A 22075-nucleotide genomic window follows, 5' to 3' on the forward strand; every position below is an offset into this window, starting at 1 on the left:
CGACGCGCCAGGGTCGGGCCGCTGACCTGTGGATTCGTCCCGGTCCTGTCGGTGGGTCGCGCTAGTCTCCGCACATACGTTCGATCGGACGGAGGTGCGGGATGAGCGAGCTGCGGTCGGCCCTCGACGCGCTGGCCGCCGACGACGTCTCCGAGCTCGGCCGTCGGGAACAGCTCGACGGTATAGCCGAGCTGCTGGAGGCGCGGAACCGCATCGATGCGCAGCTGGCCCGCCGGGTGCGGGCCGCGGAACTGCAGCAGGCCTCTGAGGACGACGGCCTGCGATCCATGCGGTCGTGGCTGCGCGGCCACGGCCGGCTCAGCCCGGCTGCGGCGGGCCAGCTGGTGCGCAACGGCCGTGCGCTGGACCGGCTGCCGACCCTCGCCGCGGCCTTCGAGGCCGGCGCCGTCACCGCCGACCAGGTCGTCGTCGTGGCGCCGATCGTCGCGGAGGACCGGCAGGCGGCAGCGCTCGACCAGGGGATCGACCTCGCCGAGGTCGACCGCGTCCTCACCTCCGTCGCCGGCCAGCACTCCGTCCAGCGGCTGACCGGGGTGGTGCAGCACTACCTGTCGCGGCTCGACCCCGACGGCCCCGAGCCTGATCCCACCGACGAGCGGGCGCTCACCCTCTCGACCTTCTCCGACGGCACGGTCGTCGTACGCGGCCAGCTCGACGCGGTCGGTGGCGAGAAGCTGCGCATGGCGCTCGAGTCGGTCGTGCAGGCCGACCGGCCGAAGGGCGATCGCCGCACCCGCGCGCAGCAGCTCGCCGACGCCGTGGTCCAGCTCGCGGACAACCAGCTGGCCTCCGGCGACCTGCCGGTGCTGCGCACCGTCAAGCCGCACGTCGTCGTCACCATCCGGGACGTCGACCTGCGCGACGACGTCGTCGGGCCGGCCGCCGCGGTCACCGGCTTCGGCAGCCTCGTCTCGGCGGCGAAGGCGCGGATGCTCGCCTGCGACGGCAGCATCACCCCCGTCCTGATCGACGAGCACGGCATGCCGCTGAACATGGGCCGGACCAAGCGGGTGGTGCCGCCGCACCTGCGCAAGGCGGTCGAGCTCCGGGACGAGGCGTGCGTCTTCGCCGGCTGCGGAGCTCCGAAGTTCTGGTGCGACGTCCACCATGTCGTCCACTGGCTCCTCGGCGGGGAGACCTCGCTGGAGAACTCGGCCCTGTTGTGCGAACGGCACCACACCGAGGTCCACCACGGGTTCCGCGTCGAGCGAGATCCGAGCGGACGATGGCGCACCTTCCGGCCCGACGGCAGCGAGATCATCATCGGGATGCCGCTCCTGCTGTGAGCCGGCTCGCCCGCCGGTGTCTCAGAGATAGCCGCCGAACTCCGCTGCGAGCGGATCGGTGGGGTGCGCGCGCTCCTCGCGCAGCGCGTACAGCTCCGCCAGTGTCGTCGGCCGGTCGGGAGCGACAACCTCCTCGCCCAGCCACGCCTGCGCCTCGACCGGTGACAGCAGCTCGAACTCGACCTGGCTCAGGCACCGGCCGGGGCGGGTGATCGCCGGGTGCAGCCGGCCGACGTCCTCGTTGGTGGTCAAGAGCACCAGCACCTTGAGCCCGTGGCCGAGGATGCCGTCGCAGAGGTTCAGCAGCCGGCCCAGCGAGGCGCCGGCCCGCACCTTCGCGTCCGACCGCAGGTACTCGTCGCAGTCCTCGGCCACGACCAGCCGCCACCGGCCGTCCGCGTCGTCCTCGTCCTCGTCGATCCCGGCCACCTGCAGCAGGTACTGCGGCTCGGCGAAGAGCCGCTCCGGGTCCATCACGTAGTGCGGCCGGCACCAGTCGGCCCACTCCCGGCTGAGTGCCCGGACCGCTGTCGTCTTCCCCGTGCCGGGGACGCCGTGCCACAGCACCAGGCGCCCGGCGCGCCCGGACATGTCGGTGGCCGCCATGAGCGGTGCGAGCGCCTGCCGCGTCCGTCCCGGGTAGTTGACCGCGGCCTCGGCCCAGCTGGGTGCGGCCACCCGGCGGGAGGACTCCATCCCGCCGTTCGCGGTGCCCGACCAGAACGCCATCCGCACCTCGCCCTCCGGTGCGGCCGTGACCTGCTCGGCGCCGGCGACGACCTGCGCGACCAGCGCCTCGACAGCGGCGAGGTCGGACCCGACGGCGTCGACCGTCGTCATCCGGTTCGCCACCTCCAGCCGGACCAGCAGACCGGGCAGCGCCGCCACGACGGTGCGCGAGCTGCCGTCCTTGCGGTCCAGGCGGAGCACCGCGCCGTCGGGGAGCAGCGGGAGCGGGTCCTCCACGGCACCGGTCACCTCGCCGGTCCGCTGGAAGGGCATGCCGCTGTCCCACTGCGCCTGCAGCAGCATCCCGTTGCCGAGGTCGAACCGGTCCAGCCACAGGCCCGGCCGCAGATACCCGTGCGGCAACGGCGGCGGCTGGTCGGTCACGGGGCTCCCTGCATCGGCGGTCGTGCGGCCCGGACGGTAACCCGCAGCCGTGCCCCCCGCTGCCGACCCGTCCGGACGACGACGCCCCCGGCCGCGGCAGCGGACGGGGGCATCGGCGCGGAGCGGATCAGACGACGCGGCGGGCGGTGTTGTAGCCCCACATCGAATCGACCGGGACGACCGCCACCGGCTGGCCGTAGGTCGAGGAGTGCACCATCAGCCCGTCCCCGATGTACATGCCGACGTGACCCACCGGGTCGTAGAAGAAGATCAGGTCGCCGGGCTGCAGGTTGGCCCGGTCCACGTGGACCCCCGCCGTCGACTGCGCCCGCGAGGTGCGCGGGATCTCCACGCCGGCGGCCTGGTACGCCGACCAGGTCAGGCCCGAGCAGTCGTAGCCGCCGGGGCCGGTACCGCCCCAGACGTAGGGCTTGCCCTGCTGAGCGAGCGCGGTGTCGACCGCCACCTGGGCGGCGTGCGTCGGCGCGGCGACCGGGGCGACGGTCACGGTGGCCGTGCCGCCGGTGCCACCACCGCCGACATCAGCAACGGCGGGGAGCGGGGAGAGGGCGATGCCCGCTCCGGTGACGAGCGCGAGGGCCGCCCCGCGGAGGGAGCGACGGCTGATCGAGGACGTGCGGGTGGTCGTCATGGACGACGGTTTCTCCTGTTCTCCGACAACCGCCTACCGGGTTAGCTGACGGGTTCGGGCGGGGAACTCGCCCGGCGCTCCCGGGCATGCCGGTCACGCTTCACCCCAGTGCTGCGGTGGGTCCCCGGTCCGGGCGGCGGAGCGATCCGACGCCTGGTTCGGCGGTGTCCGCACGGGTGTCACCGGGTGTGGTGACGAGGGGGCCCCGGGCGGACCGGCGACGACGCTAGGCAGGTCACGGAAAGGTCACAAAGCGGCCGGACGGGCTCTCCGGGGGTCCGACTGGGAGGACGCCGGGACCGCGCCGGCACCGCGACTCGCCAGCCGACCTCTACTGATCCCGCCGGCCGCTGGGATCGGAGTCGCCTGGCAGTACGGAGCGCAACCGTTCGCTTACTTCTCGAGCGGCGGCATGCCTGAACTCTGCGTTCATGATCGCGTGCGCTCCGACCAGGGTGAACCGGCTCCGGTGGACGCCGCCACAGCCCGTCCCGGGACCGTGCGAGCATCGCCGGGTGGCCCGCCTGCTGATCGCCAACCGCGGCGAGATCGCCGTCCGCATCGCCCGCGCGGCGGCCGCCGAGGGGATGACGTCGGTCGCCGTCACGGCCGCCGACGAGCCCGACGCCGCGCACCTCGCCGCCGCCGACGAGACGCAGCACCTGCCCGGCAGCGGGCCCGCCGCGCACCTGGACGCCGCGGCGATCGTGCAGGCCGCGCGCGCCGCCGGCTGCGACCTGATCCACCCCGGCTACGGCTTCCTCTCCGAGGACCCCGCGCTGCCGCGGGCGTGCGGGGACGACGGCGGTTCGCCGGCCGTCGTCGGCCCCGGTGCTCCCGTCCTGGAGACGCTCGGCGACAAGGTGCTCGCCCGGGCCGCCGCCGGGGCCGCCGGCGTCCCCGTCCCGCGCGGCACCGGCGACGCCGCGACCCGGCAGGAGGTCGCGGACCTGCTCGACGCCACCGGCGCGGTGATGCTCAAGGCGCGGTTCGGCGGGGGAGGACGGGCCACCCGTGTCCTGCGACGGGGCGACGACGTCGCCGCCGCCTTCGCCACGGTGTCCGACGAGGCCCGCGTCGCCTTCGGCACCGACGCGCTGCTGGCCGAGGAGCTGGTCGGGGACGCCCGGCACATCGAGGTGCAGGTGCTCGGCGACGCGCGCGCGGACGTCGTCGTCCTCGGCGACCGGGACTGCTCGCTGCAGCGCCGCCGGCAGAAGGTCGTCGAGATCGCCCCCGCGCCGAACCTGCCGGGCCCGGTCCGGAAGCGGCTGCACGACGCCGCCGCCGCGCTCGCCCGGCAGGTCGGCCTCCGCGGGCTGGCCACCGTCGAGTTCCTCGTGCCGGCCGGCGACCCCGAGCGCTTCGTCTTCCTCGAGTGCAACCCGCGCCTCCAGGTCGAGCACACCGTCACCGAGGAGACCCTGGGCCTGGACCTCGTCCGGCTGCAGCTCCGCGTCGCGGCCGGCGCGACCCTCGCCGACCTCGGGCTCGCCGACGGCCCGCCCCGCGCCGTCGGGTGCGCCGTCCAGGCCCGGGTCAACGCCGAGACCCTCACCGCCGACGGCGCCGTCGTCCCCTCCGCCGGGACCATCGCGTCCCTGGCCCTGCCCGGCGGCCCCGGCGTGCGCGTCGACACCGCCGCCCGGCCGGGCACCGACGTCAGCCCGCGGTACGACTCGCTGCTGGCCAAGGTGGTCGTGCACGAGCGGCACGGCGGCCTGGCCGAGGCGCTGGCGCACCTGCACCGCGCCCTGGCCGAGGTGGAGGTCCGCGGCGTCGCCACCAGCACCGGCTTCCTCCGTGCGCTGCTCGCGCACCCGGGAGTCGCCGACGCCACCACCACGTTCGTCGACGACCACCTCGCCGACCTCGCGCCGGCCGTCGCCGGCACCGATGAGCCGGTGGGCGGGGAGGAGGAGCTGCGCGCCCCCGTCCCCGGCACCGTCGTCGCGATCGAGGCCGGGCCCGGCACCCCCGTCGAGCCCGGGGGAGCGGTCGTCGTCCTCGAGGCGATGAAGATGGAGCACGTCGTCGCGCTGCCGGCCGGCGGCACCGTCCGGCGGGTCGCGGTGCGGGTCGGTGAGACCGTCCGCCAGGGCCAGCTGCTCGCCGACGTCGAGCACGCCCCGGACGGCGCGGCGGAGCAGCTCCACGACCTCGACCTGGACGCCGACCGGCCCGATGTCGCCGAGGTCCGCCGGCGCCACGAGCAAGGCCTGGACGCCGCCCGCACCGAAGCCGTCGCCAAGCGGCACGCGCAGGGCAGGCGCACCGCCCGGGAGAACCTCGCCGACCTCGTCGACGCCGGCAGCTTCCTGGAGTACGGGCCGCTGGTCTTCGCCGCCCAGGAGCGCCGCCGCAGCCGGGAGGAGCTCCAGGAGCGCACCCCGGCCGACGGCATCGTCGGCGGGCTGGCCGACGTCAACGGCGACCTGGTCGGCCCCGAGCGCAGCGCGGCGGTCGTCGTCTCCTACGACTACACGGTCCTGGCCGGCACCCAGGGCATGCGCGGGCACCTGAAGAAGGACCGGCTGTTCGAGCTGGCGGAGCAGCGGCGGCTGCCCGTGGTGCTCTTCGCCGAGGGCGGGGGAGGGCGGCCCGGCGACGTCGACTCGATGCACGTCTCAGCGCTCGACACGATGGCCTTCACCCTGTTCGGCAAGCTGTCGGGCCTGGTGCCGACCGTGGGCATCGCCAGCGGCCGCTGCTTCGCCGGCAACGCGGCGCTGCTCGGCACCTGCGACGTCGTCATCGCCACCGAGGACGCCAACATCGGCATGGGCGGCCCGGCGATGATCGAGGGCGGCGGGCTCGGCGTCGTCGCGCCGGAGGAGATCGGCCCGATCGACGTCCAGCACGCCAACGGGGTGGTCGACGTCCGGGTCGCCGACGACGCCGCCGCCGTCGCCGCGGCCCGGCGGTACCTCTCCTACTTCCAGGGGCCGGTGGCCGGCTGGACCGCGCCCGACCAGCGCGCGCTGCGCCACCTCGTGCCCGAGAACCGCAAGCGGGTCTACGACATGCGCGCGGTGCTGCACGCGCTCGCGGACGAGGACAGCGTGCTCGAGCTCCGCGACGGCTGGGGCACCGGCATGATCACCGCGCTGGCGCGGGTCGAGGGCGCGCCGCTCGGCGTCGTCGCCAACGTGCCCACGCACCTGGGCGGGGCCATCGACTCCGACGCCGCCGACAAGGCCGCCCGCTTCCTGCAGCTCTGCGACGCCCACGGCCTGCCGGTCGTCTTCCTCTGCGACACCCCGGGCTTCATGGTCGGCCCCGAGGCGGAGAAGACCGCCACCGTCCGGCACTTCTCCCGGCTGTTCGTCACCGGCGCCAACCTCTCGGTGCCGGTCGGCACCGTCGTCGTGCGGAAGGCCTACGGGCTCGGGGCGCAGGCGATGGCCGGCGGCAGCCTGAAGGTGCCGCGGTTCACCGTCGGCTGGCCGACCAGCGAGTTCGGTCCGATGGGCCTGGAGGGCGCGGTGCGCCTGGGCATGCGCCGCGAGCTGGCCGCCATCGAGGGCGACGCCGCGCGGGCCGCCGCCTTCGACGCCGCCGTCGCCGCGGCCTACGAGAAGGGGCGGGGGCTCAACGTCGCCGCTCACTGGGAGATCGACGACGTCATCGACCCCGCCGACACCCGCCGGTGGATCGGCACGCTGACCCGCGAGGTGGCGGCCACCCCGCGCCCGCCCGGCCGCGTACGGCCGCACGTCGACACCTGGTGAGGTACGCGGCCGGTGCATGAGAGACGACGTATCCGGGCCCCACTGCCGGGGCTCCGGTGGAGCCCGTGGCCTCTGTGACTGGTGCGTTGGTTGAGGAACGAATCCGGGCCGTAAAGCGCGTCAACCAACTATCTGTATGGCAGCGTCCGCCTCCGAGAGGCCGGAGAGCGACCAATACGGGTCGGTGCTCGATGACGGCCTCCGAAACTTGGACAACGGGGAGAGACACGTGAGTCAGCCGCCATACGCGCCGCCACCGGTTCCGCCGCAGGGCGCTCAGCAGTGGCCGGGCGATCAGCCGGCGTACGGGGCGCAGCAGACCCAGCAGTACGCGCAGATGCCTCATGGACAGCAGTACGGGGCCCCGGCTCCGCAGCCGCCGGCCAAGACGCCCTTTTACAAGAAGAAGTGGTTCATCGCCCTCGCGGTGATCGTGGTCCTCGGCATGTTCGCCAACATGACCAACGGTGGGACGGCCGACACCGACAGCACCGCGTCGGGTGCGTCTGACACTCCGGCCGCCGATGCCGCTGCCGATGCTCCCCCCGCTGACAACGCCGTGGCGCCGGTCGAGGACGCGGCGCCGGCGGAGACGAACCCCGGCATCGGTGTGCCGGCTGACGACGGCGACTTCAGCTTCGTCGTCTCCGGTGTCGACTGCAGCCTCACTCGCATCGGGAACGAGTACTTCGGTACCGAGGCGCAGGGGCAGTTCTGCGTCGTCGACGTGGCGGTGACCAACATCGGTGACTCCGCGCAGAGCTTCTTCGGTGACAACGCCAAGCTCTTCAACGCCCAAGGTCAGGAATTCTCGGCCGACACCGAGGCGGCCATCTACCTCGAGGACTCGGCGTCCATCTACGAGGAGATCAACCCCGGGAACACGCTCAACAGCAAGGTCGTGTTCGACGTCCCGGCGGGCACCACGCCGACAACCGTCGAACTGCACGACTCCGCGTTCTCCGGCGGAGTGACCGTCTCCCTCCAGTAACGCGTCAGCCCGTCAGGGGCGCTCCGCCATCGGCGGGGCGCCCCTGTTGCTGTCCGGTACCGCCCTGAACGAGTGGACGACCGGGTCGCGTGATTGGTCCGGCGTCCGGCGGGGCACGGAGCAACCCGATCGACAACGAGGAGGCGAACATGGGAATGATGCGCAAGCTCATGGCATCCGGTATCGCGGCGAAGGTCATCCAGGAGGCCCGCAAGCCGCAGAACCAGGCGAAGATCAAGAAGATGATCTCCGACTTCCAGAACAAGAACAGCGGCGGCGGCGCAGGCAAGGGCCGCGGCACCGTCCGCTGACTCCTCCCGCATCGTGCGGAGCCGGAGAGCGACCCCTGCGCAGGAGGCACCCGCCTCCCGGGCGGGGGTCGCTCCCGTTCCGGCTGGACCCGCGACGGGAGCGTCGGTGACGCGCGAGGAACGCTGGCAGGAGCGGCTGGCCCTCCCGGTCCTCGTCGCCGCGCTGGCCTCGATCCCGGCGATGTTCCTGACCGTCGCCGAGGGCACGCTCGGCACCGCCGGGCACGTCATCGACGTCGTCAGTGGGCTGGTGCTGGTCGCCGAGACGGTCATCCTGCTCGTCGTCGCCGAGAACAAGCGCGCCTGGCTGCGGGGGCACCTCGGGCTGGTCGCGCTCACCGTCGCGGTGGTCGTCGCCGTCGTCTTCGCGCTCGGCCCCGTCCAGATCCTGCGGCTGGTGCGCACCGTAGGCGCGCTGCGCATCCTGCGCGCCGGGCGGATCGTCAAGGCCGCCCGCAGCGTGAGCGACCGGATGGGGTTCTCCGGCCGGCTCGCCCACCTGGCCGCCGCCGGTGCCGGGGTCCTGGTCGCCGTCTTCGTCGGCGTGGTCCTCGCCGACCCGACCTCCCGCTCGCGCGACCTGCTCACCGCCGTGCTCGGCGACATCAGCACCCCGCTGATCGTGGTGCTGTCCGCGGTCGCCGGGATCGTCCTCGGCGTGGCCACCTACCTGCTGGCCCGCGACCCCGGTGCCGGGGCCGACGCCGAGGACGACGGCGCGCAGCGCGCGGCATGACGGTCGCGTGATGCCCGGGCGGGCCGGCGCATGGCTGCCCGGGGAACGGGCACAGGAGAACCCATGGGAATCATGAGCAAGCTCGCCAAGGGTGGCATGGCCAAGAAGGTCATGGACGAGGCCCGCAAGCCGCAGAACCAGCGCAAGATCAAGGACGCCGTCTCCAAGTTCCGGAACAAGGGCAACAGCAGCGGCACCAAGCGCCCGTGACATCGCGTCCCCGGCCCGAGCGGCCGGGGACCGGTCTGTAGTAGACCGGGCACATGCGTCGCATCGCCGTCCTCGACGACTACCAGTCCGCCGCCGCGGAGTTCACCGACTGGTCGCGGCTCCCCGAGCCGGCGGAGGTCGTGGAGTTCCACGACAGCGTCAGCGACCCCGACGCCCTCGTGGCCCGGCTGGCACCCTTCGACGTCGTCGTCGCCATGCGGGAGCGCACCCGGTTCAGCCGGGAGGTGCTCGAGCGGCTGCCGAACCTGCGGCTGCTCGTCACCACCGGCATGCGCAACAAGTCGATCGACGTCGAGGCGGCCGCCGAGCGCGGCATCACCGTCTGCGGCACCGGGTCGGGGGCCACGGCCACCGTCGAGCTCACCTGGGCGCTGATCCTCGCCGCCGTTCGGCACCTGCCGCAGGAGGACGCCTCCATGCGCGCGGGCGGCTGGCAGACCACGATCGGTGGCGACCTCGCCGGCGGCACCCTCGGGGTCATCGGCCTCGGCCGGCTCGGCTCCCAGGTGGCCCGCATCGGCGTGGCCTTCGGCATGGACGTCGTCGCCTGGAGCCAGAACCTCACCGACGAGCGGGCCGCGGACGTCGGTGCCCGCCGAGTCGCCAAGGACGAGTTGTTCGCCACCGCCGACGTGGTCACGATCCACCTGCTGCTCTCCAAGCGGACCCGCGGGCTGATCGGCGCGGACGACCTCGCGCTCATGAAGCACTCCGCCGTGCTGGTCAACACCAGCCGCGGGCCGATCGTCGACGAGGCGGCGCTGATCGACGTGCTGCGCCGCGGGACCATCGCCGGCGCCGGCCTCGACGTCTACGACAGCGAGCCGCTGCCGCGCGACCACCCGCTGCGGGAGCTGCGCCGCGCCGTCCTCACCCCTCACCTGGGCTACGTCACCCGAGGCACCTACGAGCTCTTCTACGGCGAGGCGGTCGAGGACGTCGCCGCCTTCCTGGCCGGCGCGCCGATCCGGGTGATCACCCCGTCCTGAACGCGCGGCGCTCCGCCGACCGAAGGCATAGGAAGCAATGCCTACGGATCGGGCCGCGCAACCATGGGCAAAGCCTCCTATGCCTGGAGGGCGAGTCGGCGCCTGCGGGCCGGCCGGCGGCTACCCGGCGTCGCGCCGCAGCAGCGACCAGCCGCCGCCTGCCAGGGCCGCCGCCGACCAACCGGCCAGCACCGTCGTCGCCAGGACCGCGGTCATGTCCGGCTCGCCGAGCAGCGTCCAGATCGCGCCGGACCCCGGCAGCACCCGACCCAGGTCGCGCATCCACGCCACGTCGAACGCGGGCAGGAGGAACGGAAGCACCAGTTGCAGCAGGAAGACCGTCGCCAGCGCCCCTGCGGTGCTACGCAGCAGCAACCCCAGGCCGACGGCGAGCAGCGAGCCGGCCGCGAGCACGGCGGCGATCCGCCCGAGGCTGTCGGCCAGGTCGGCGAGCGACAGGGTGAGCCCCGGCGCGATGAACCAGGCGGCGACGTCCGTCACCAGGGCGAGGAGCACCCCGGCGACCGTGGCGACGGCGACCGGGACGGCGACCCGGGCGGCCAGCAGGACGCCGCGCCGCGGGGTCCACTGCAGCGTCGGGCCGATCATCCCGGTGGCGTGCTCCTGGGTGACCGCGAGCAGCGCCAGCACCAGCAGCGCGAACTGCCCGGGCAGCACGCCGAACTCGCCGGCCAGCGTGGCGGGCAGCGTGGACCCCGGTCCGGCCGGCCCCTGCGCCTCGTCGAAGGCGGCGGTGGCGCCGATGCCCACGATCGTGACGGCGGCGGCCAGCAGGCACCACCACGTCGTCCGCACGGTGCGCAACCGCAGCCACTCGGCGGATGCGGCCCGCGCGAACACGGTCGCCGTGCTCGCGTCCGCGGACCGCACGGCGACACCCGTCGCGCTCACCGCCGCACCTGCCCGGCCGGCTCGGGCGCGGCCAGCACGCGGTACTGGACGCTGTCCCCGGTGAGGTCGAGGTACACCTGCTCCAGCGAGCTGTGCTCCTCGGCCAGCCGGTGCACCGCCACGCCCAGCTCGAGCGCGACGTCGCCGACGGTCTCGGCCGACGCACCCTCGACCAGCAGGTCGCCGTCGCCGGTGGGGTGCACCCGCAGGTGCCGGCGCAGCAGGGCGCCGGCCAGGTCGTCCCCGGACGGGGTCCTGACCCGGACCCGCCGGGCGGCGTTCTCGCCGCGCATGATCTCCTCCAACGAGGCGTCGGCGATCAACCGGCCGCGGCCGATGATCACCAGGTGGTCGGCGGTCTGCTCCATCTCGCTCATCAGGTGGCTGGACAGCAGCACCGTGCGGCCCTCGTCGGCAAGCTCGCGCACGAGGCGGCGGATCCACCGCACGCCGTCCAGGTCCAGGCCGTTCATCGGCTCGTCGAACAGCAGGACGGCGGGGTCGCCCAGCAGCGCGCCGGCGATGCCCAGCCGCTGCCGCATGCCGAGCGAGTAGCCGCGCACCCGCCGGCGGGCGGCCGGGCCGAGCCCCACCTGGTCGATCACCTCGTCGACCCGCCGCACCGGGATGCCGTTCGTGCGGGCGGCCACCCGCAGGTGGTCGCGGCCGCTGCGCCCGGGGTTGACCGCCTGGGCGTCGAGCAGCGCGCCGGCCGTGCGCAGCGGCCGGGCCAGCCCGGCGAACGGCCGGCCGGCCACCAGCGCGCGCCCGGCGGTGGGCCGGTCCAGGCCCAGCACCATCCGCATCGTGGTGGACTTGCCGGCGCCGTTCGGGCCGAGGAAGCCGGTCACCTTGCCCGGCCGGACGTCGAAGGTGAGGTCGTCGACGGCCCGCACCGTCCCGTACTGCTTGGTCAGCCCGCGCACCTCGATCATGCGGAGCTCCCGGGGGGACGGCGGCGCGGCCGCCGGGGCTGCGATCTGGTCATGCGCCGAGCCTGTCCGGACCGCGGGTCGCCGCGGATCACCCGGCAGCGCCGAACCGGGTCCCCCGCGCGGGGGAGCGGGGAAGCGCGCTGACGGGGGACTCGCCCGGCCCGCTCATCGGCCAGGATCGGTGCATGCCCTCGACGACCCTCGGCCGCGGCGCCGCTCCGATCGCCGCGCGTGCCCACGAGCTGCTCGTCGCCGCCCGCCCGGGCTGGCCCGGCCGGGCCCTCTACGCGCTGGCGAGCTCGCCCCTGGCCCTGCTGTACCTGGCGGTGTACGCCGGGCTGCTCGGCTCGGTCGTCGCGGTGGTCTACGGCATCGGTGTGCTGCTGATCCTGCTCGTGCTGGCGGCGACCCGGGGTCTGGCGGGCATGGAGCGCCGGCTGGCCCGCACCCTGCTGGGCGTCGACGTCCCCGACGGCGAGCGGGTGCGCGACCAGCGCGGCGTCGTCCGGAAGCTGCGGCGGCTGGTGTTCGCCGCCGACACCTGGCGGGCGCTCGGCTGGCTGGGCGCGCGGGTGCTGCTGGGCCTCGCCACGTTCGCCAGCCTGATCTTCGGCAGTGCGGCGTTCCTCGCGCTGGGCTGGGAGGCCGAGTGGAACCCGCTCACCGCGCTGCCGCTGCTGGCGCTCATGGGCGCCGTCGTCGTCCTGACCCTGGCGGTGCTCGACCTGCTGGTCCGGCTGGCCGCCTCGGTGGCGCCCCGGCTGCTCGGCACCGCGCCCGAGCAGCGGATCGCAGCCCTGCAGCAGAGCAGCCGCCGGCTGGCCGACCGCAACCGGCTGGCCCGCGACCTGCACGACACCATCGGCCACGCGCTCACCGCCAGCCTGCTGCAGGCCACCGCCGCGCGCCGCACGCTGACACCCGCGGGCGAGCGGCCGCTGCAGCCCGACTTCGCCCGGCAGGCGCTCGGCCACATCGAGGCCAACACCCGCACCGCCCTGGCCGAGCTCGACCGGGTGCTCACCGTGCTGCGCGCCGAGGACGGTGGCCGTGACCCCGCCCCGTTCGCGGCGCCCGGGCTCGCCGACCTCGACGACCTGCTGGCCGGCCTGCGGGACGGCGGCCTGCCGGTGGCGCTCGTCGTGGACGGCGACGTCGACGACGTGCCGCCGGGCGTGCAGGAGCTCGCCTACCGGGTGGTTCAGGAGGGGACGACGAACGTGCTGCGGCACGCCGGGACACCGCTCACCGTCGCGCAGGTCGTGCGCAGCGGCGACACCCTCGACGTCCGGGTGTGCAACGAGCGCGCCTCCCAGCTCGACAGCCGCCCCGGCCCGGGCGGCGGCCGCGGGCTGGCCGGTCTGCGCGAGCGGGCGGCCGCCGCCGGCGGCACGCTGTCCGCCGAGCCCTCGCCGTCCGGCGGCTTCGACCTGACCGTGACCCTGCCGCTGTCGGGCGCCGCGTGACCCCGCTGCGGCTGCTCCTCGTCGACGACGACGTGCTGGTCCGCTCCGGGCTGCGGGTGATCCTGGAGAGCGAGCCCGACCTGACCGTGGTGGGGGAGGCCGGCACCGGGCGCCAGGCGCTGGAGGTGGCCGCACGCGCCGACCCCGACGTCGTCCTCATGGACGTGCGGATGCCCGACATGGACGGCATCGCCGCCACCGCGGAGCTGGTCGCCCGGGATCCGCAGCGGCCGCGGGTGCTGGTGCTGACCACCTTCGAGGACGACGACTACCTGTACCGGTCGCTCCAGGCGGGGGCCAGCGGCTTCGCGCTCAAGCGGGCCGACCCCGACGAGCTCGTGGACGCCATCCGGGTGGTCGCCCGCGGCAGCTCCCTGGTGCTGCCCGACCTCACCCGCCGGCTGATCGCCGCGCAGGCGCCGTCGCGGGCCCGGGGCGCCGCCGCGCTGCCCGAGCTGACCGGCCGCGAGGCCGACGTCCTGCGGCTGGTGGCCGGTGGGCTGTCCAACGCCGAGATCGCCACCGAGCTGTTCCTCAGCCGCGAGACGGTGAAGACCCACGTCAGCAGCGTGCTGCTCAAGCTCCGTGCCCGGGACCGCACCCAGGCGGTGATCGCCGCCTACGAGAGCGGGTTCATGATCGCCTGACCGGGCTCTGCCTCGTCGTGACGGGTCATCCGCTTCCGGGTCGAGGTCGCCGTGCCGAGGGCGGCAGCCCCCACGTCCGCGCCCGGGTCGAGCCTGGTCGGTGAGCGTTGAGCCGCGTCAGCACGCGGCTCAACGCTCCTCGGGACGGCCGGAGGTCGAGGGTCGGCACGACGCGACGTGCCGGGTCAGCTGAGCGGCCGCGTCGCCCGGATGTCGCCTAGGTTCGACCGCGTGACGGACCCGCAGCGGCAGTGGTGGATCGACGGCGAGGACATGGTCGGCCGTGCCGTCCAGGCGCTGACCGACGACGACCTGGCGGGTGACTCGGCGCTGCCCGGCTGGTCACGGGCGCACGTCGTCGCGCACCTGTCCCGCAACGCCGACGCGCTGGTCAACCTGCTCGCCTGGGCGCGCACCGGCGTCGAGACGCCGATGTACCCCTCGCGCGCGGTCCGCGACGCCGACATCGAGGCCACCGCCGCCCGGCCGGGAGCGGAGGTGCGGGCCGACCACGCGGCCGCGCGCGACCGGCTCGCCCGCGCGATCGAGGCCATGCCCGGCGACGCCTGGACGGCGGAGGTGCGCAACGGCCAGGGCGCCCCGGTGTCGGCGTCGACCATCCCGTGGATGCGGGCCAAGGAGGTGTGGGTGCACGGCGTCGACCTCCGGGCCGGGCTCTCCTTCGCCGACCTGCCGGCCGACTTCTGCACCGCCCTGGTCGACGACGTCGTCGGGCTGTTCGCCTCCCGCGACCAGGCGCTCGAGGCCACCGTCGTCGCCACCGACGCCGACCGGACGTGGGGGCGCGGCGGCCCGCGGGTCGACGGCCCCTTGTCGGCGATCGCCGCGTGGCTGACCCGGTCCGACGCGTCGGGGCTGAACGGCGACGTCCCGCCGCCGCCCGCCTGGCTGTAGGCCCGGCCGAGTGCCCGCCCCTGACCTCGGGGAACGGTGCTCAGGGGGCCGGTGGGTGCTCCGCGATGCAGAAGAGGTTGCCCTCCGGATCGGACAGCGTGGACCACTGCACCCACGGGACCTCGTCGAGCACGTCCCACCGGTGCGTGGCTCCCAGGCTCACGGCTCGGGCGACCTCCGCGTTACGAGTGCCCCAGGGCACGGTGAGGTCGAGGTGCTGGCCCTGACGGTCCGGACGCGGGTCCGAGCGCGCCTGGAAGAACATGGCGAAGCCGCCCGGCTCCCGGGCGGCCACGAAGGCGAACCCGTCGTGATCGCCCTCGACCGTGCCGCCGAGCAGCTGGGCCCAGAAGGCCGCCAGCGCACGCGGAGCGTCGGACTCGACGTTCACCGCCCCCAACGTGATCGCGATTCCACCGCTCATGCCCGGGAAGCTACGCCCGGGCACCGACACGGACGGGCGGAGGAGTCCTAGACGAGGAAGCGGTAGGCCGTCGTCCCCGGGGCCAGCAGCTGGATGCGCAGCGGGCTGGCGTCGATCCGGGCCATCAGCTCCGGCAGCCCGTCGGCGCGGCCCAGCTCGATGCCGGTCAGCGCGGCGCCGGTCTCCCGGTTGTCCCGCTTGACGTACTCGAACAGCACGATGTCGTCGTCGGGGCCGAGCACCTCGTCCAGGAAGCGGCGCAGGGCACCGGGCTCCTGCGGGAACTCGACCAGGAAGTAGTGCTTGAGCCCCCGGTGCACCAGCGAGCGCTCGACCACCTCGGCGTACCGGCTCACGTCGTTGTTGCCGCCCGACAGCAGGCAGACCACCGTCTCCCCGGGCTGCACGCTCACCAGCCCGCCGCTCAGCGCGGCCGTCGCGAGCGCCCCCGCGGGCTCGGCGATCACGCCGTCGGCCTGGTAGAGGTCGAGCATCTCGGTGCAGATCTGCCCCTCGGGCACGGTGAGCAGCTCCGCGCCGGAGTCGCGCACCAGGGGGTAGGTGACCGTGCCCGCTCGGCGCACCGCCGCGCCGTCGACGAAGGTGTCGATCTCGGGCAGCTCCACCGGCTCCCCGGCCGCCAGGGCGGCCGCCATGTTGGCCGCGCCGGCCGGCTCGGCGCCGACCAGCCGGGTGGTGGGGGAGTGCAGCCGCAGCCAGGTGCCCGCGCCGGCGAGCAGGCCGCCGCCACCGACCGGCAGGACGACGACGTCGGGCGCGCAGCCGAGCTGCTCGAGGATCTCGACGGCGACCGTCGCCTGCCCGGCCACCGTCGACGGCGCGTCGAAGGCCGGCACCAGCGTCGCGCCGGTCGTCCGGGCGGACTCGATGGCCGCGGCCGCCGCCTCGTCGTAGGAGTCGCCGGTGACGACGAGCTCCACCATGTCGCCGCCGAGCACCGCGATCCGCTCCCGTTTCTGCCGCGGGGTGGTGCCCGGTACGAACACCCGGCCGCGCACCTGCAGCGCCCGGCAGGCGTAGGCGACGCCCTGGCCGTGGTTGCCGGCGCTGGCGCAGACCACCCCGGCGGACCGCGCGGCGTCGTCCAGCCGGCTGATGGTCGTGTACGCACCGCGGATCTTGTAGGAGCGGCCGACCTGCAGGTCCTCCCGCTTGAGCCACACGTCGGCGCCGGTCAGCCCGGACAGCCGGGCGTTGCGCTGCAGCGGCGTCCGCTCGGCCACGCCGTCGAGCCGGCGGACGGCGTCGCGCACCTGGGCGGTGAAGTCGTCGGTCAGCGCGTCGTCGCCGGGCGTGGTGCTCACACGGCCCATCGTCGACGACGCGGCCGGCCGGGGGACCGGCAGGTCGACGATCGCGCCGTGATCTGCCCCACGACCGCCGTTCCGGGCCTACCGTCGTCGGCCCGGAAGCAGCGCGAGGCGGTGAACGGTCCATGGCCGGAGCCCTGGTCGTCTACGAGTCGGTGTTCGGCGACGCGAAGCTGATCGCGATGGCGGTGGCGCACGGGCTCTGCACCCGGCTGCCGGTCGACGTCGCGTGCGCGCGCGAGGCGCCCACCCTGGTGTCGGCCGACGTGCGGCTGCTCGTGGTGGGCGGGCCGGCGCACGCCTTCGGCATGCCCCGGCCGGCTCCCCGCGAGGACGCGGCCCGGCGGCACCTCGCCGTCGTCCCGGACCCCGGCTTCGGGCTGCACGAGTGGCTCGACTCGGTGAAGCTGCCGCGCGGCATCGACGCCGCCGCCTTCGACACCCGGATGGACTCCCCGGCGCTGCTGACGAAGCCGGACCACGCCGCCCGGACCGAGGAGACGCTGCTGCGCCGGCTGGGCGCGACGCTGGCCGCACCGGCCGAGCACTTCCTGGTCACCGACGTCGCCGGCCCGCTCGTCGACGGGGAGGAGGAGCGGGCGCGCCGGTGGGGGCAGGCGCTGGCCGAACTGGTCGCGCCGCACGCGATCCCGGTGCGGGGCTGAGCGGGTCAGCGAGGGTCGAGCAGCCGCAGGTGCGGCTGGGTGACCAGCCGCTTCTCGAAGGTGACCCGGTGCCGGCCGTCGTCGTCCTGGACGAACTGCAGCCGGTCCACCAGGGCCTGCATGAGCACCAGCCCGCGGCCCCGGTCGCCCAACGGGGAGACGTCGGGCTCGGTGGCCGAATCGGCGTCGAAGCCCGGGCCGTCGTCGAGGACGCTGATCCGGCACAGCTCGTCGTCGATGGAGACGTCGACCTGGTAGGCCTCGTGGTCCGCGGCGTGGTCGACGACGTTCGCGCAGGCCTCGGTCAGCGCCAGCGTGATCTCGTCGACGACCGACTGCGGGACGGCCAGGTGATCGAGCGCCTGGCGCAGCAGCCCGCGCACCAGCGGCACGCTGTGCGCGTCGGTGGGCAGGCGCACGCTGAAGTCGATGTTCACGGCGGTTTCAGGCCCCTCCTGCCCGGTGGCCTACCCTCGGACGCCGGCACGACGCAGCGAGGGAGGTGAACGGGTGCTCTTCGACGTGGAACGTTCGACGATCGCCGGGCGTCCGGCCCTCACCGTACGGGGCGAGCTGGACATCGCCACGGCGCCGCAGCTCGCCGACGCCGCCGAGGCGCTGCTGGCCTCCTCGCCGGCGGCCATCGTCGTCGACCTGACGCCCACGGTGTTCCTGGACTCCTCGGGCGCCCACACGCTCGTCACCATCACCCGCAGGGCCGCCGCGGCCGGCACCGTGCTGCACGTCGTCGCACCGCGGGCGAACCGGCCCGTGCGGCTGCCGATCGACCTGCTGCAGCTCGACACCGTCGTGCCGATCGTGGACTCGGCCGGCGAGATCCCCGGCATCGCCGCCGGCCACGACGCCACCTGACGTCGCGGCGATGACCAGCCGGCCGGCGGATCCCGCGACCGCCGTCGACGCCGCGGCCCTGGCCCGCTGCGCCGACGAGCCGATCGCCGTCCCCGGCGCGGTCCAGCCGCACGGCGTGCTGCTGGCGGCCGCCGAACCCGATCTGGCGGTCGTCGTCGCGTCGGCGAACGCCGCGGCCCTCTTCGGCCGCCCCGTCGCCGGGGCCGCCCTGGGCGAGCTGCTCTCCCCGGACGACGCCGCCCGGCTGCGGGCCGGCCTCCGCGGCGACCTCGCCGAGGTCAACCCGCTCCGGGTCCGCGTGGGCGGTGCCGACGTCGACGTCGTGCTGCACCGGGCCGACGGGCTGCTGGTCGCCGAGTGGGAGCCGGTCCCGGGCGCGGAGCAGGCCGGGGCCGCCTGGCACCGCCGCCTCCCCACGGTGCTCCAGCGGCTCTCCGCCGCCGCCACGCTCGAGGAGCTGACCGGCGCGCTGGCCCGCGACGTCCGGGCGCTGACCGGCTTCGACCGGGTGATGGTCTACCGCTTCGACGCCGGCTGGAACGGCGAGGTGATCGCCGAGGACCGGCGCGCGGACCTCGAGCCCTTCCTCGGGCTCTGGTTCCCGGCCGGCGACATCCCGGCCCAGGCCCGCGCGCTGTACACCACCAACTGGATGCGGCTGATCCCCGACGCCGGGTACGCGCGGGTGCCGCTGGAGCCGGCGGTGACCCCTGCGACCGGCCGCCCGCTGGACCTCGCCGGCGCCATGCTGCGCAGCGTCTCCCCGGTGCACCTGGAGTACCTGGCCAACATGGGCGTGGCCGCCTCGATGTCGATCTCGCTGATCGACCGCGGCCGGCTGTGGGGCCTCGTCGCCTGCCACCACTACGCGGGTCCGCACCGGCCCTCCTACCCCGACCGCACCGCCGCGGAGTTCCTCGGCCGCACCGCCTCGCTGCTGCTGCCCACGCTGGTGTCGGCCGACGAGCAGAGCGGGGTGGTCGAGGTCGCCCAGCGGCAGGCCGAGCTCGCCGCCGCCGTCGGCAGCAACCCGCGGGCGCTGGCCGCGGCGCTCACCGGCGGCGGGACCACCGCGCTGGACCTGCTCCCCGCGGCCGGTGCCGCCGTCCGGCTGGGCGGCGAGCTGCACCTGCTCGGCAGCACCCCGCCGGCAGAGCGGGTGGTCCCGCTCGTCCGCGCGCTGCTCGACGCCGGGGTCCCCGTCACCGACGCCGTCAGCCGGGCCGTGCCGGAGGCGGCCGACCTCGCCGCCACCGCCAGCGGGGTGCTCGCCGCGGAGGTGGCCGGCGGCCGGGGCGACTTCGTCGCCTGGTTCCGGCCGGAGACGCTCCGCGAGATCACCTGGGGCGGCAACCCGTACACCTCGAAGACGGCGCAGACCGACGCCGGCCCGCGGCTGAGCCCCCGGCGGTCCTTCGACGCCTGGAGCGAGACCGTCCGCGAGACCTCGCGGCCCTGGCGGGCGCACGAGGCGTCCGCCGCCCGCGCCCTGGCCGCCCTGCTCACCCGGACGAGGGTCGACCAGGCCGCGGAGGACGACCGCCTGGCCACCGCGCTGCAGCGCACCCTGCTGCTCGACCAGCTGCCGAAGGTGCCCGGCGTGGAGCTCGCCGCCCGGTACCGGCCCAGCGAGGACGACGTCGTCGGCGGCGACTGGTACGACCTCGTGCCGCTGCCCGGCGGCCGGGTGTCGATCGTGCTGGGCGACGTCGCCGGCCACGGCCTCGCCGCCGCGGCGATCACCGCCCAGCTCCGGCACGCGCTGCGCGCCCACCTGCTGCGCGCGTCCGGCCCGGGCGCCGCGCTGGACGGGCTCAACGAGGTCATCGGGGCGCTGCTGCCCGGCGAGCTGGCCACCGCCGTCGTCGCCGAGCTGGACCCGGCGACCGGCGAGGTCGTCGTGGCCAACGCCGGCCACCTGCCGGTGCTGCACGCCTCGGCGGGGGGTGCGAGCTACCTGCACGAGGGGCGCGGGCCGGCGCTGGGGCTGCTCGACGTCGCCGGATACCGCGAGATCCGGCTGACCCTCGCCGGTGCCGACCGCCTGCTGCTGTTCAGCGACGGGCTCGTCGAGCGCGGCGCCGGTGGCCTGGCCGCCGGGATGGCGGAGCTGCGGGACGCCGTCGCCGCCGGGCCGGTGGCACCGCAGGCCCTGCTCGACGCCGTGCTCGGTGCGCTGGACCCGCCGCGCACCGACGACGTGACGCTGCTCGGCATCGCCCGCACCTGAGCGCCGGATAACGGCCGCAGCACGATGCGGCGGCCGCCGGTGCGGCGGCCCGGGGCGCGGCACCGGCCGGTCCTAGCGTCGGCGGGCGGCCCCGCCCGGGACCTGCACCGGCCCGGACGGGAGCGTGCACGTGACCACCACAGCCCAGCCGGTCCGGCGCGCCGCCGGCCGCCGCGTCCGCCGGCTCGGCGCCGCGCTGCTCGTGGCCACCGCGCTGGCCGCCCCGCTGGCCGGCTGCGCCACCGGCCCGGCGCCGGTCCCGGCCGCCGCCACGCCGACGACCACCCCGCCGCCGCCGCCTCCGCCGCCCCCGCCGGTGCTGTGGCCGCTCACCGGGGTGGACAGCGCCGGCGCGGCCATCGGCCACCCGGCTCTGGCGGTCAAGATCGAGAACTCCGTCACCGCCCGGCCGCAGACCGGCCTGAACGCCGCCGACCTGGTGTGGGAGCAGGTCGTCGAGGGCGGCATTCCCCGCTACGTCGCCGTCTACCACTCCACCGTGCCGGGGGAGATCGGGCCGGTGCGCTCGGTGCGGCCCATGGACCCGGCGATCGCCGCGCCGCTGGGCGGGCTCTTCGCCTTCTCCGGCGGGCAGCGGGCGTACGTCGACGCCGTGGCCGCGGCCGGGCTGCAGGTGCTCAGCCACGACGCCGGTGCCGCCGGCTTCTCCCGCCTGAGCAGCCGGCGGGCGCCGCACAACATGTACGCCGACCCGCACGCCCTCCTGGCCCAGGCCGACGCCGCGCACGCGGCGCCCCCGCCGCCCCAGTTCGCCATGGCCGCCGCGCCCGAGCAGGCCGGCGCCGTGGTCGCCGGCGCCCCAGCCGGGTTCGTGGACCTGACGCTCTCGGGCATCAGCCACCCGCGCTGGACGTGGAGCCCGCCCGACGGCCGCTGGGTCCGTGCCGAGGCCGGCATCCCCGCCGTGGAGGCCGACGGCACGCCGATCCGGGCCACCAACGTCGTCGTCCTGCGGGTCGACGTGGTGAACACCGGCGCGCTGGACCCGGCCGGCAACCCGGTGCCCGAGACGGTGGTGGTCGGCGGCGGCGACGCCCTGGTGGCCACCGGCGGGAAGGCGCTGGCCGCCACCTGGGCGAAGCCGGCGGTCGGCGCGCCGGTCACCCTCACCGCCGCCGACGGCAGCCCGGTTCCCCTGGCGCCCGGCACCACCTGGATCGAGCTGGTGCCCAACCGGAACGGGTCGGTCGTCGTCGGCTGACCCGACGCCGCGAGGTCAGGCGGCGTCGCGGTCGTGCACCCGCGCCCGCACCCACCCCGCGAGGCAGTGCAGCGCGGAGTGCTGCTCGGCCGAGGCGTAGCCCTGCTCGAAGGCCACGGCCTCGAGCAGGGCGGCGCTGTCGACGTCGCCGCCGCGGAAGAACCGCTCCAGCAGGCGCCCGGAGTCGGTGCTGCTGACGAAGAAGCCGGCGATGCCCAGGGCGACCGCGTCGGGCACCGCCAGGCTGACCGGGGCGTGGGCCATGGAGCCCCGGCGGTCCAGCGTCTCCTGGACGGAGGCGACGACCTGGCTCTCCGTGGCGGGCACCGTGGCCCGGCACATGATGCGCACTGCTCTCTCCTCTGCTCGGGATCCCTGCAGGGAGGTGAACGGC

The 22075-nt window shown here is 75.3% G+C and carries 22 protein-coding genes and 1 riboswitch; of the genes, 14 read left to right on the plus strand and 8 right to left on the minus strand.

Annotated features, from left to right (window positions below):
• Positions 1–101: 101 nt before the first annotated feature.
• Positions 102–1307 carry an HNH endonuclease signature motif containing protein gene (locus tag O2W17_RS15845; protein ID WP_269193401.1) on the plus strand — a complete coding sequence of 402 codons (1206 nt, stop codon included), beginning with the start codon at positions 102–104 and terminating at the stop codon, positions 1305–1307.
• A 21-nt stretch (positions 1308–1328) separates the two neighbouring features.
• Here O2W17_RS15845 and O2W17_RS15850 read toward each other — a convergent pair whose 3' ends face one another.
• Positions 1329–2420: a DUF5925 domain-containing protein gene (locus O2W17_RS15850; protein WP_269193402.1), complete on the minus strand. Its 1092-nt coding sequence runs from the start codon at positions 2418–2420 to the stop codon at positions 1329–1331.
• A gap of 127 nt (positions 2421–2547) precedes the next feature.
• Complete coding sequence (locus O2W17_RS15855; RefSeq protein WP_269193403.1) at positions 2548–3072, minus strand: C40 family peptidase; 525 nt, start codon at positions 3070–3072, stop codon at positions 2548–2550.
• 15 nt (positions 3073–3087) lie between these two features.
• Positions 3088–3246: riboswitch (cyclic di-AMP (ydaO/yuaA leader) on the minus strand.
• A 341-nt stretch (positions 3247–3587) separates the two neighbouring features.
• Here O2W17_RS15855 and O2W17_RS15860 point away from each other — a divergent pair.
• The 6 genes from O2W17_RS15860 to O2W17_RS15885 all read left to right on the plus strand — a co-directional run bounded on the left by O2W17_RS15860 (position 3588) and on the right by O2W17_RS15885 (position 10061).
• Positions 3588–6803, plus strand: a complete 3216-nt coding sequence (locus tag O2W17_RS15860; protein ID WP_269193404.1) for an acetyl-CoA carboxylase family protein — start codon at positions 3588–3590, stop codon at positions 6801–6803.
• Positions 6804–7032: 229 nt separating this feature from the next.
• Positions 7033–7794, plus strand: a complete 762-nt coding sequence (locus tag O2W17_RS15865; RefSeq protein WP_269193405.1) for a DUF4352 domain-containing protein — start codon at positions 7033–7035, stop codon at positions 7792–7794.
• A gap of 89 nt (positions 7795–7883) precedes the next feature.
• Positions 7884–8105 carry a hypothetical protein gene (locus O2W17_RS15870; protein WP_269193406.1) on the plus strand — a complete coding sequence of 74 codons (222 nt, stop codon included), beginning with the start codon at positions 7884–7886 and terminating at the stop codon, positions 8103–8105.
• 106 nt (positions 8106–8211) lie between these two features.
• Positions 8212–8841 (plus strand): hypothetical protein, encoded by a 630-nt coding sequence (locus tag O2W17_RS15875; RefSeq protein ID WP_269193407.1) that lies wholly within the window; start codon positions 8212–8214, stop codon positions 8839–8841.
• Positions 8842–8904: 63 nt separating this feature from the next.
• Entirely contained in the window at positions 8905–9051 is a 147-nt protein-coding gene (locus O2W17_RS15880; RefSeq protein ID WP_269193408.1) for a hypothetical protein, read from the plus strand.
• 53 nt (positions 9052–9104) lie between these two features.
• Entirely contained in the window at positions 9105–10061 is a 957-nt protein-coding gene (locus tag O2W17_RS15885) for a D-2-hydroxyacid dehydrogenase family protein (protein WP_269193409.1), read from the plus strand.
• A 120-nt stretch (positions 10062–10181) separates the two neighbouring features.
• Here O2W17_RS15885 and O2W17_RS15890 read toward each other — a convergent pair whose 3' ends face one another.
• Positions 10182–10973 carry a hypothetical protein gene (locus O2W17_RS15890; RefSeq protein ID WP_269193410.1) on the minus strand — a complete coding sequence of 264 codons (792 nt, stop codon included), beginning with the start codon at positions 10971–10973 and terminating at the stop codon, positions 10182–10184.
• The gene (locus O2W17_RS15895; RefSeq protein ID WP_269193411.1) at positions 10970–11908 is read right to left on the minus strand and encodes an ABC transporter ATP-binding protein; all 939 of its coding nucleotides are present in this window, start codon (positions 11906–11908) and stop codon (positions 10970–10972) included. Before O2W17_RS15895 ends, O2W17_RS15890 begins: the two co-directional genes overlap by 4 nt.
• A gap of 185 nt (positions 11909–12093) precedes the next feature.
• On the opposite strand from O2W17_RS15895, the gene O2W17_RS15900 reads away from it, so the two are divergent.
• From O2W17_RS15900 to O2W17_RS15910, 3 genes are all read left to right on the plus strand, one after another.
• Complete coding sequence (locus tag O2W17_RS15900; RefSeq protein WP_269193412.1) at positions 12094–13374, plus strand: sensor histidine kinase; 1281 nt, start codon at positions 12094–12096, stop codon at positions 13372–13374.
• Positions 13371–14021, plus strand: coding sequence for a response regulator (locus O2W17_RS15905; RefSeq protein WP_269193413.1), 651 nt, complete (start codon positions 13371–13373; stop codon positions 14019–14021). The genes O2W17_RS15900 and O2W17_RS15905 overlap by 4 nt, the downstream gene beginning before the upstream one ends.
• Positions 14022–14252: 231 nt before the next feature.
• Positions 14253–14936 (plus strand): maleylpyruvate isomerase family mycothiol-dependent enzyme, encoded by a 684-nt coding sequence (locus O2W17_RS15910; protein WP_269193414.1) that lies wholly within the window; start codon positions 14253–14255, stop codon positions 14934–14936.
• A gap of 40 nt (positions 14937–14976) precedes the next feature.
• Here the strand turns inward: O2W17_RS15910 and O2W17_RS15915 are convergent, their stop codons facing one another.
• Positions 14977–15360, minus strand: a complete 384-nt coding sequence (locus O2W17_RS15915) for a VOC family protein (RefSeq protein ID WP_269193415.1) — start codon at positions 15358–15360, stop codon at positions 14977–14979.
• A gap of 47 nt (positions 15361–15407) precedes the next feature.
• Positions 15408–16694 (minus strand): threonine ammonia-lyase IlvA, encoded by a 1287-nt coding sequence (ilvA, locus tag O2W17_RS15920; RefSeq protein WP_269193416.1) that lies wholly within the window; start codon positions 16692–16694, stop codon positions 15408–15410.
• Positions 16695–16816: 122 nt separating this feature from the next.
• Between ilvA and O2W17_RS15925 the strand changes: the two genes are divergently transcribed.
• Complete coding sequence (locus tag O2W17_RS15925; protein WP_269193417.1) at positions 16817–17356, plus strand: hypothetical protein; 540 nt, start codon at positions 16817–16819, stop codon at positions 17354–17356.
• A 5-nt stretch (positions 17357–17361) separates the two neighbouring features.
• Here O2W17_RS15925 and O2W17_RS15930 read toward each other — a convergent pair whose 3' ends face one another.
• On the minus strand, positions 17362–17793 hold the full coding sequence (locus O2W17_RS15930; RefSeq protein WP_269193418.1) for an ATP-binding protein: 432 nt from the start codon (positions 17791–17793) through the stop codon (positions 17362–17364).
• Between the two features lie 73 nt (positions 17794–17866).
• On the opposite strand from O2W17_RS15930, the gene O2W17_RS15935 reads away from it, so the two are divergent.
• The 3 genes from O2W17_RS15935 (at position 17867) to O2W17_RS15945 (ending at position 21681) form a co-directional block, all read left to right on the plus strand.
• On the plus strand, positions 17867–18229 hold the full coding sequence (locus O2W17_RS15935; protein WP_269193419.1) for an STAS domain-containing protein: 363 nt from the start codon (positions 17867–17869) through the stop codon (positions 18227–18229).
• Between the two features lie 10 nt (positions 18230–18239).
• A complete protein-coding gene (locus O2W17_RS15940; RefSeq protein ID WP_269193420.1) occupies positions 18240–20459 on the plus strand; it encodes a SpoIIE family protein phosphatase in 2220 nt (739 codons plus the stop codon).
• A gap of 130 nt (positions 20460–20589) precedes the next feature.
• Positions 20590–21681, plus strand: a complete 1092-nt coding sequence (locus O2W17_RS15945; RefSeq protein WP_269193421.1) for a DUF3048 domain-containing protein — start codon at positions 20590–20592, stop codon at positions 21679–21681.
• 15 nt (positions 21682–21696) lie between these two features.
• Here O2W17_RS15945 and O2W17_RS15950 read toward each other — a convergent pair whose 3' ends face one another.
• On the minus strand, positions 21697–22023 hold the full coding sequence (locus tag O2W17_RS15950) for a hypothetical protein (protein WP_269194390.1): 327 nt from the start codon (positions 22021–22023) through the stop codon (positions 21697–21699).
• Positions 22024–22075: the final 52 nt, after the last annotated feature.

Origin of the sequence: Blastococcus sp. VKM Ac-2987 (assembly GCF_026967805.1) — a bacterium.
GTDB lineage: Bacteria > Actinomycetota > Actinomycetes > Mycobacteriales > Geodermatophilaceae > Blastococcus.